General features: G+C 73.0%; 6 protein-coding genes. All 6 read left to right on the top strand.

What is annotated here, in order from left to right; translation table 11 throughout:
• The first annotated feature begins 137 nt into the window (after nt 1-137).
• The gene (locus ACWEPL_RS64345) at nt 138-2,540 is read left to right on the top strand and encodes a GcvT family protein (protein ID WP_452442821.1); all 2,403 of its coding nucleotides are present in this window, start codon (nt 138-140) and stop codon (nt 2,538-2,540) included.
• Nucleotides 2,541-2,554: 14 nt separating this feature from the next.
• Nucleotides 2,555-3,811 carry a serine hydroxymethyltransferase gene (gene glyA, locus ACWEPL_RS64350; RefSeq protein WP_452442823.1) on the top strand — a complete coding sequence of 419 codons (1,257 nt, stop codon included), beginning with the start codon at nt 2,555-2,557 and terminating at the stop codon, nt 3,809-3,811.
• On the top strand, nt 3,808-5,019 hold the full coding sequence (locus ACWEPL_RS64355; protein WP_355198633.1) for a sarcosine oxidase subunit beta family protein: 1,212 nt from the start codon (nt 3,808-3,810) through the stop codon (nt 5,017-5,019). The genes glyA and ACWEPL_RS64355 overlap by 4 nt, the downstream gene beginning before the upstream one ends.
• A gap of 10 nt (nt 5,020-5,029) precedes the next feature.
• On the top strand, nt 5,030-5,278 hold the full coding sequence (locus tag ACWEPL_RS64360; RefSeq protein ID WP_319708365.1) for a sarcosine oxidase subunit delta: 249 nt from the start codon (nt 5,030-5,032) through the stop codon (nt 5,276-5,278).
• Complete coding sequence (locus tag ACWEPL_RS64365; protein ID WP_452442825.1) at nt 5,275-8,022, top strand: 2Fe-2S iron-sulfur cluster-binding protein; 2,748 nt, start codon at nt 5,275-5,277, stop codon at nt 8,020-8,022. Before ACWEPL_RS64360 ends, ACWEPL_RS64365 begins: the two co-directional genes overlap by 4 nt.
• The coding region (locus tag ACWEPL_RS64370; protein ID WP_452442827.1) for a sarcosine oxidase subunit gamma at nt 8,015-8,370 on the top strand (356 nt) is incomplete at its 3' end. The genes ACWEPL_RS64365 and ACWEPL_RS64370, both read left to right, overlap by 8 nt.

An 8,370-nucleotide genomic window follows, 5' to 3' on the forward strand; every position in this document is an offset into this window, starting at 1 on the left:
CGGGCGTACGCGTGCGCCCACCGGCCGAAAGGCTGTACTGAATAAGACAGAACACCCCTTGACACCCGGAATGCGGCGAGCGACGCTTGTTGCGGAAAGCGCGTTTGGTTGCATATACCGCAACAACGGAGGTGGCTATGACGGGCCCGAGCGTGGTCATCATCGGCGCGGGCGTGGTCGGCGCGGCCTTGGCCGACGAGCTGTCCGCCCGAGGCTGGACCGACGTCACCGTCGTCGACCAGGGGGACGTGCCCGCCACCGGCGGCTCCTCCTCGCACGCCCCCGGCCTGGTCTTCCAGGTCAACGGGTCGAAGACGATGACCGAGATGGCCCGCTACACCGCGGAGAAGTTCGTCGAGCTCGACAGCTTCCTGCAGGTCGGCGGGCTCGAGGTGGCCACCAGCCCGCAGCGGCTGGCCGAACTGCACCGCAGGCACGGCTGGGCGGTCGCGTGGGGGCTCGAGGCCCACCTGCTCACGCCGCAGGAGTGCGCCGCCAAGCACTCGCTGCTGGACGAGGCCAAGGTGCTCGGCGGGCTCTACGTCCCGACGGACGGGCTGGCCAAGGCGGTCAAGGCGGTGGACGCCCAGCTGGCCAGGGCCCGGGAGCGCGGCGTGCGGGTGCTGCCCAGGCACGAGGTGCTCGACATCAGGACCCAGGACGGCAAGGTGTGCGCGGTGGTGACCGACCACGGCGACCTGCCCGCCCAGGTGGTCGTGTGCTGCGCCGGGATCTGGGGCCCGAAGGTGGCCCGCATGGCCGGCATGGACCTGCCGCTCACCCCGCTGGCCCACCAGCTCGCCTGGACCGGGCAGGTGCCGGGGCTGGCCGGCCAGACCGAGGAGGCCACCCGGCCGATCCTCCGCCACCAGGACGCCGACCTGTACTACCGCGAGCGCTTCGACACGCTCGGCATCGGCTACTACGGCCACCGGCCGATGCCGATCACCGCCGACGAGATCCTCGCGGTGGACGAGGCGGAGGTGATGCCGTCGGTGCTCACCTTCACTCCCGACGACTTCGCCAAGGCCTGGGAGGAGACCCAGGCGCTGCTGCCCGACACGCAGAAGGCGGAGATCGAGTCCGGCATCAACGGGCTGTTCTCCTTCACCACCGACCACCTGCCGCTTATGGGGCAGTCCCAGGACGTCGAGGGCTTCTGGGTGGCCGAGGCGGTCTGGGTCACCCACTCCGCGGGCGTCGGCCGGGCGATGGCCGAGTGGCTGGTCGACGGCCACTGCTCCTCGTTCGACCTGCACGAGTGCGACGTCAACCGGTTCGAGCCGCACCAGCTGGCGCCCGACTACGTGCGCGATCGCGGCTGCCAGAACTACGTCGAGGTCTACGACATCATCCACCCGCTGCAGCCGATGGAGCACCCGCGCCCGCTGCGGCTGAGCCCCTTCCACCCGCGCCAGCAGGACCTGGGCGCCGTCTTCCTGGAGGCCTCGGGCTGGGAGCGCCCGCAGTGGTACGCCGCCAACGCGCCGCTGCTCGACGGGCGCGACCTCCCCACGCCCGGCCCGTGGGCCGCGCAGTACTGGTCGCCGATCGTCGGCGCCGAGGCGCAGGCCACCCGCGAGGCGGTCGCGCTGTACGACATGAGCGCGCTCAAGCGGCTGGAGGTGAGCGGTCCCGGCGCGCTGGCGTTCCTGCAGCGGATCACCACCGGCGACGTCTACAAGTCGGTCGGCTCGGTGACGTACTGCCTGCTGCTCGACACCGACGGCGGCATCCGCAGCGACGTCACCGTGGCCCGGCTCGGCCCCGACCGCTTCCAGATGGGCGCCAACGGCAACCTGGACCTGGACTGGCTGGAGCGGCGCCGCCCGGCCGACGTGTTCATCCGCGACGTCACCGCCGGCACCTGCTGCCTGGGCGTGTGGGGCCCGAGGGCCCGCGACCTGGTCCAGCCGCTGACCGGCATCGACCTGACCGCGCTGAAGTACTTCCGCGGCGCCCGCGGCTTCATCGCCAACGTGCCCGTCACCATGCTGCGCCTGTCCTACGTCGGCGAGCTCGGCTGGGAGATCTACACCACCGCCGACATGGGGCTCAAGCTCTGGGACACGCTCTGGTCCGCGGGGCAGGAGCACGGCGTGCTGGCCGGTGGCCGCGGCGCCTTCACCAGCCTGCGCCTGGAGAAGGGCTACCGCTCCTTCGGCACCGACATGACCTTCGAGCACGACCCGTACGAGGCCGGCCTCGGCTTCGCCGTCAAGCTGGACAAGGGCGACTTCGTCGGCCGCCGGGCGCTGCTGGAGCGCAAGGAGTCGGTCCGCAGGAAGCTCACCTGCCTGCTGACCGACGAGGTGGTCATGGGCAAGGAGCCGGTCTACGACGGCGACCGGGCCGTCGGCTACGTCACCAGCGCCGCCTACGGCTACACCGTCGGCCGCGGCATCGCCTACGCCTGGCTGCCCGCCTCGCTCGCGAGCCCCGGCCAGGCCCTGCACATCGGCTACTTCGACCAGCGCGTCCCGGCCGTCGTGGCCGAGGAGCCGCTCTTCGACCCGGCGATGACCCGACTGCGCGGTTAGGGAAAGGCCCTCATATGATCGACACCCCGCTGGACGTGGTGGACCCCCAGGTCCACGCCCTGATCGGCGCCGAGCTCGCCAGGCAGCGCTCGACGCTGGAGATGATCGCCTCGGAGAACTTCGCGCCCGCCGCCGTGATGGCGGCCCAGGGCTCGGTGCTCACCAACAAGTACGCCGAGGGCTACCCCGGCAGGCGCTACTACGGCGGCTGCGAGCACGTGGACGTGATCGAGCAGCTCGCCATCGACCGGATCAAGGCGCTGTTCGGCGCCGAGGCGGCCAACGTGCAGCCGCACTCGGGAGCCCAGGCCAACGCCGCGGCGATGGCCGCGCTGCTGGAGCCCGGCGACACCATCCTCGGCCTCGACCTGGCCCACGGCGGCCACCTGACGCACGGGATGCGCATCAACTTCTCCGGCCGCCTGTACCACGTGGTCGCCTACCACGTGCGCGAGAGCGACCACCTGGTGGACATGGACGAGGTCGAGCGCCTGGCCCGTGAACACCGTCCCCGGCTCATCATCGCCGGCTGGTCGGCCTACCCGCGGCAGCTGGACTTCGCGGCCTTCCGCCGGATCGCCGACGAGGTGGGCGCGTACCTGATGGTGGACATGGCGCACTTCGCCGGGCTGGTGGCCGCCGGGCTGCACCCCTCCCCCGTGCCGCACGCGCACATCACGACCACGACCACGCACAAGACGCTCGGCGGCCCGCGCGGCGGGGTGATCCTGTCCACGGAGGAGCTCGCCAAGAAGATCAATTCCTCGGTCTTCCCCGGCCAGCAGGGCGGCCCGCTGGAGCACGTGATCGCGGCCAAGGCGGTCTCCTTCAAGATCGCCGCTGGGGAGGCGTTCAGGGAGCGGCAGCGCCGCACGCTGGAGGGCGCCCGCATCCTGGCCGACCGGCTGCTGGCGCCCGACGCGGCGGCCGCGGGCGTGAAGGTGCTGACCGGCGGCACCGACGTGCACCTGGTCCTGGTCGACCTGCGCGAGTCCGAGCTGGACGGCAAGCAGGCCGAGGACCGGCTGCACGCGGCCGGGATCACGGTCAACCGCAACGCCGTGCCGTTCGACCCGCGACCGCCCATGGTCACCTCGGGCCTGCGGATCGGCACCCCGGCGCTGGCCACGCGCGGCTTCGAGGCGGCCGACTTCGCGGAGGTCTCCGACGTCATCGCCACCGCGCTGACGCCGGAGGTCGACCTGTCGTACCTGCGTGACCGGGTCGAGGTCCTGGCCGGCAAGCACCCGCTGTACGGAGAGGCGCGATGAACCTGCCCGAGCACCCCGAGTGGCTGTGGGGCGCCGCCGAGCCCAGGCGCTCCTACGACGTCGTCATCGTCGGAGCCGGCGGGCACGGCCTGGCCACCGCCTACTACCTGGCCAAGAACCACGGCATCACCGACATCGCGGTCCTGGAGCGGGGGTGGCTGGCCGGCGGGAACATGGCGCGCAACACCACGATCATCCGCTCCAACTACCTGTGGGACGAGAGCGCGGGCATCTACGAGCACGCGCTCAAGCTGTGGGAGGGCCTGGAGGAGGAGCTCGGCTACGACCTGCTGTTCAGCCAGCGCGGCGTGCTCAACCTCGCGCACAGCCTGCAGGACGTGCGCGACAGCGTGCGCCGCGTCGAGGCCAACCGGCTCAACGGCGTCGACGCCGAATGGCTGGACCCCGAGCAGGTCCGCGAGGTGTGCCCGATCGTGGACATCTCGCCCGGCGTGCGCTACCCGGTGCTCGGCGGCACCTTCCAGCCCCGCGCCGGCATCGCCAAGCACGACCACGTGGCCTGGGGGTACGCCCGCGCCGCGGCGGCCCTCGGCGTGGACTTCATCGAGCACTGCGAGGTCACCGGGCTGCAGGTGAGCGACGGCCGGGTCACCGGCGTGGAGACCACCCGGGGCCCGATCTCGGCCGGCCGGGTCGCGCTGTGCGCGGCGGGCCACACCTCGGTCGTGGCCAAGACCGCGGGGATCGACCTGCCGCTGCAGAGCCACCCGCTCCAGGCGCTGGTCTCCGAGCTGCTCGAACCCGTGCACCCGACGGTCGTCATGTCCAACGCCGTGCACGTCTACGTCAGCCAGGCCCACAAGGGCGAGCTGGTCATGGGCGCCGGCATCGACGCGGCCAACTCCTACCGGCAGCGCGGCGCCTTCCACATCATCGAGCGGCAGATGGCCGCCGCGCTGGAGCTGTTCCCGATCTTCGCCCGCGCGCACGTGCTGCGTACCTGGGGCGGCGTGGTGGACGTCTCGCCCGACGCCTCGCCGATCGTCGGCCTGACCCCGGTCCGGAACCTCTACCTCAACTGCGGCTGGGGCACCGGCGGCTTCAAGGCGACGCCCGGCGTGGGCTGGTGCTTCGCGCACACCGTGGCCAACGACGAGCCGCACCCGCTCAACGCCCCCTTCTCCCTTGACCGATTCACCACCGGGGCGCTCGTGGACGAGCACGGCGCCGCCGCGGTCGCGCACTGAGGAACGGCCGATGCTGCAGATCCCATGCCCCTGGTGCGGCCCTCGCGACGAGGCCGAGTTCCACTACGGCGGGCAGGCCCACGTCGCCTACCCCGCCGACCCGGCCGCGCTGTCGGACGAGGAGTGGGCGCGCTACCTGTTCTTCCGCGACAACCCCAAGGGCCCCTTCGCCGAGCGGTGGAGCCATGCGGCCGGCTGCCGCCGCTGGTTCAACCTGGTCCGCGACACCGCCACCAACGAGATCCTGGAGGCCCGATGAGGCTGTCCACCGGCGGGCTGATCGACCGCGGCGGCACGTTGCGCTTCCGCTTCGACGGCCGCGAGCTGACCGGCCATCCCGGCGACACCCTGGCCTCCGCGCTGCTGGCCAACGGCGTGCGCCAGGCCGCGACCAGCGTCAAGCTGGGCCGCCCGCGCGGCATCTTCGCCGCGGGCAGCGAGGAGCCCAACGCGGTCGTCCAGATCGAGCGGCCCTTCCCCGAGCCGATGCGGCCGGCCACCACGATCGAGCTGTACGACGGGCTCGTGGCGAGCAGCCTGCCCGGCCGGGGCCGCCTGGCGGCCGAGCCCGACCCGGCCCGTTACGACGCCGTGCACGCCCACTGCGACGTGCTGGTGGTCGGCGCCGGCCCGGCGGGGCTGGCCGCCGCCCGGGCCGCGGCCGTGGACGGCGCCCGGGTGATCCTGGCCGACGAGCAGCCCCGTCCGGGCGGCAGCCTGCTGGGCACCACCGAGCGGTTGCCCACCGGAGAGGGCCCGGTCGGCCACGAGTGGGCGGCGGCGGTGGCGGCCGGCCTGGAGCGCCTGCCGGACGTCACGGTGCTGCGCCGCACCACGGTCTTCGGCTACTACGACGACAACTACCTCATGGCCGTCGAGCGCCGCACGGAGCACCTCGGCGCGGCCGCCCCCGCCCACGTGGCCAGGGAGCGGATCTGGCGCATCCGGGCGGGCCGGGTGGTGCTGGCCACCGGCGCGCACGAGCGGCCCATCGCCTTCGCGGGCAACGACCTGCCCGGCGTGATGCTGGCCGGGGCCGCGCGCACGTACGCCGTCAGGTACGGCGTGCTGCCCGGGCGCCGGGCCGTGGTCTTCACCACGAACGACAGCGCCTACGAGGCCGCCTTCGACCTGGCGGACGCCGGCCTGGAGGTGGCCGCGATCGTGGACGTGCGCCCCTCCCCCGGGCCGCTGCCCGAGGCCCGGCGGCGCGGCATCGAGGTGCTGGCCGGGCAGGCGGTCGAGGCCGCCAGGGGCGCGGGCGAGGTCTCCTCCGTCCTGGCCGGCGGGACCGAGATCGAGGCCGACCTGGTGCTGGTGTCCGGCGGGTGGAACCCGGTGGTGCACCTGTTCAGCCAGGCGGGCGGGACGCTGCGCTACGACGAGGACCTGGCCGCGCTGGTGCCCGGCGTCTCGCGGCAGGAGGTCCGCGTGGCGGGGGCCGCCAGGGGCGTTTTCACGCTGGAGGGCTGCCTTGCCGACGGTGCCGGGGACGGCGGGCCAGTGCCCGTGGGGCCCGGGGGGACGCCGTACTGGCTGGTGCCGGCGGACGACCTCGGCGGGCACTTCGTGGACCTGCAGCGGGATGTCACCGCGGCCGACGTGCTGCGCGCCACCGGCGCGGGGCTGCGCTCGGTCGAGCACGTCAAGCGCTACACCACCGCCGGGACCGCGCACGACCAGGGCAAGACGTCGGGGCTGCTGACCTCGGCCGTGGTGGCCCACGCGCTGGGCGTGCCGGTGGGCGAGGTCGGGATCACCTCCTACCGGGCGCCGTACACGCCGGTGAGCTTCGCGGCCCTGGCCGGGCGCGACCGCGGGGCGCTGCACGACCCCGTCAGGGTGACGGCGCTGCACGAGTGGCACGCCGAGCACGGGGCGCTGTTCGAGAACGTCGGGCAGTGGCAGCGGCCCTGGTACTACCCGCGCGCGGGCGAAACCATGGAGGCGGCCGTGCTGCGCGAGTGCCGGGCCGCGCGCGAGAGCGTGGCGGCGATGGACGCCTCCACGCTCGGCAAGATCGACGTGATCGGCCCCGACGCGGGCGAGTTCCTCGACAGGCTCTACACCAACCTGATGAGCTCGCTGGCCGTCGGCTCGATCCGGTACGGCGTGATGTGCCGGGCCGACGGCATGGTCTTCGACGACGGCACCGTCATCCGCCTGGCCGCCGACCACTTCCTGGTCACCACCACGACCGGCAACGCCGCCGCGGTGCTGGACTGGATGGAGGAGTGGCTGCAGACCGAGTGGCCGTCGTTGCGGGTGCACCTCACCTCGGTGACCGAGCAGTGGGCGACGGTCGCGCTGGTCGGGCCGCACTCGCGCGAGGTGCTCGCGACGCTGGCGCCCGAGCTGGCGGTCTCGGCGGCCGACTTCCCGTTCATGACCTGGCGCGAGGCCGAGGTGGCCGGGATCCCCGCCCGGGTGTGCCGCATCAGCTTCTCCGGCGAGCTGGCCTACGAGATCAACGTGACCTCCTGGGACGGGCTCCGCCTGTGGACCGCGATCATGTCCGATGGCCGCGTGACCCCGTACGGCACGGAGACCATGCACGTGCTGCGGGCCGAGAAGGGCTACCCGATCGTCGGGCAGGACACCGACGGCACCGTCACGCCGCAGGATCTGGGCATGTCGTGGGTGGTGTCGAAGAAGAAGCCCGACTTCGTGGGCAAACGCTCCCACGCCAGGGCCGACAGCTCGCGTCCCGACCGCAAGCAGCTCGTCGGGCTGCTGCCGGACGACAACGGCTTCCTGCTGCCGGAGGGCGCCCACCTGGTGGCCTCCGCCGAGTTGCCCGAGCCGCCGGTGCCCATGCTGGGCCATGTCACCTCCAGCTACCGCAGCGCGGCGCTCGGCCGTACGTTCGCGCTGGCCCTGCTCAAGGGCGGGCAGTCGCGCCACGGCGAGCGGCTCTACGCGCCCGTGGGCGACGCCATGGTGCCGGTAACCGTCACGTCTCACGTCCTGTACGACCCCGAAGGAGCGCGTCGCGATGGTTGAGCGCAGGAGTCCGGCCGGGGCGTTCGCCGGCCGTTTCGAGGCTGCCTCGCGCGGCGGGGCGCTGACGCTGCGGGAGATCCCCTTCCTCACCCACGTCAACGTGCGGGTGGCCCCCGGGACCGACCTCGGCGTCCCGCTGCCGGTCGAGCCGAACACCGCGGTGACCTCCGGCGAGATCACCGCGGCCTGGCTGGGGCCGGACGAGTGGCTGGTGATCGCGCCGCCCGGATACCGGCCCGAGCTGCTGCGCAAGGAGCTCGGCGAGCGGCACGGCTCGATCGTGGACGTCTCGGCGCAGCGCACCACGCTGTTCGTCGGCGGGCCCAGGGCCCGCGACCTGCTCGCCCA

The sequence above is a fragment of the Nonomuraea sp. NPDC004186 genome, assembly GCF_053603495.1.

Bases quoted from the DNA above. Each gene is read 5' to 3' on its own strand.
- ACWEPL_RS64345 (WP_452442821.1), top strand. From the start codon at position 138: ATGACGGGCCCGAGCGTGGTCATCATCGGCGCGGGCGTGGTCGGCGCG.
- glyA (WP_452442823.1), top strand. From the start codon at position 2,555: ATGATCGACACCCCGCTGGACGTGGTGGACCCCCAGGTCCACGCCCTG.
- ACWEPL_RS64355 (WP_355198633.1), top strand. From the start codon at position 3,808: ATGAACCTGCCCGAGCACCCCGAGTGGCTGTGGGGCGCCGCCGAGCCC.
- ACWEPL_RS64360 (WP_319708365.1), top strand. From the start codon at position 5,030: ATGCTGCAGATCCCATGCCCCTGGTGCGGCCCTCGCGACGAGGCCGAG.
- ACWEPL_RS64365 (WP_452442825.1), top strand. From the start codon at position 5,275: ATGAGGCTGTCCACCGGCGGGCTGATCGACCGCGGCGGCACGTTGCGC.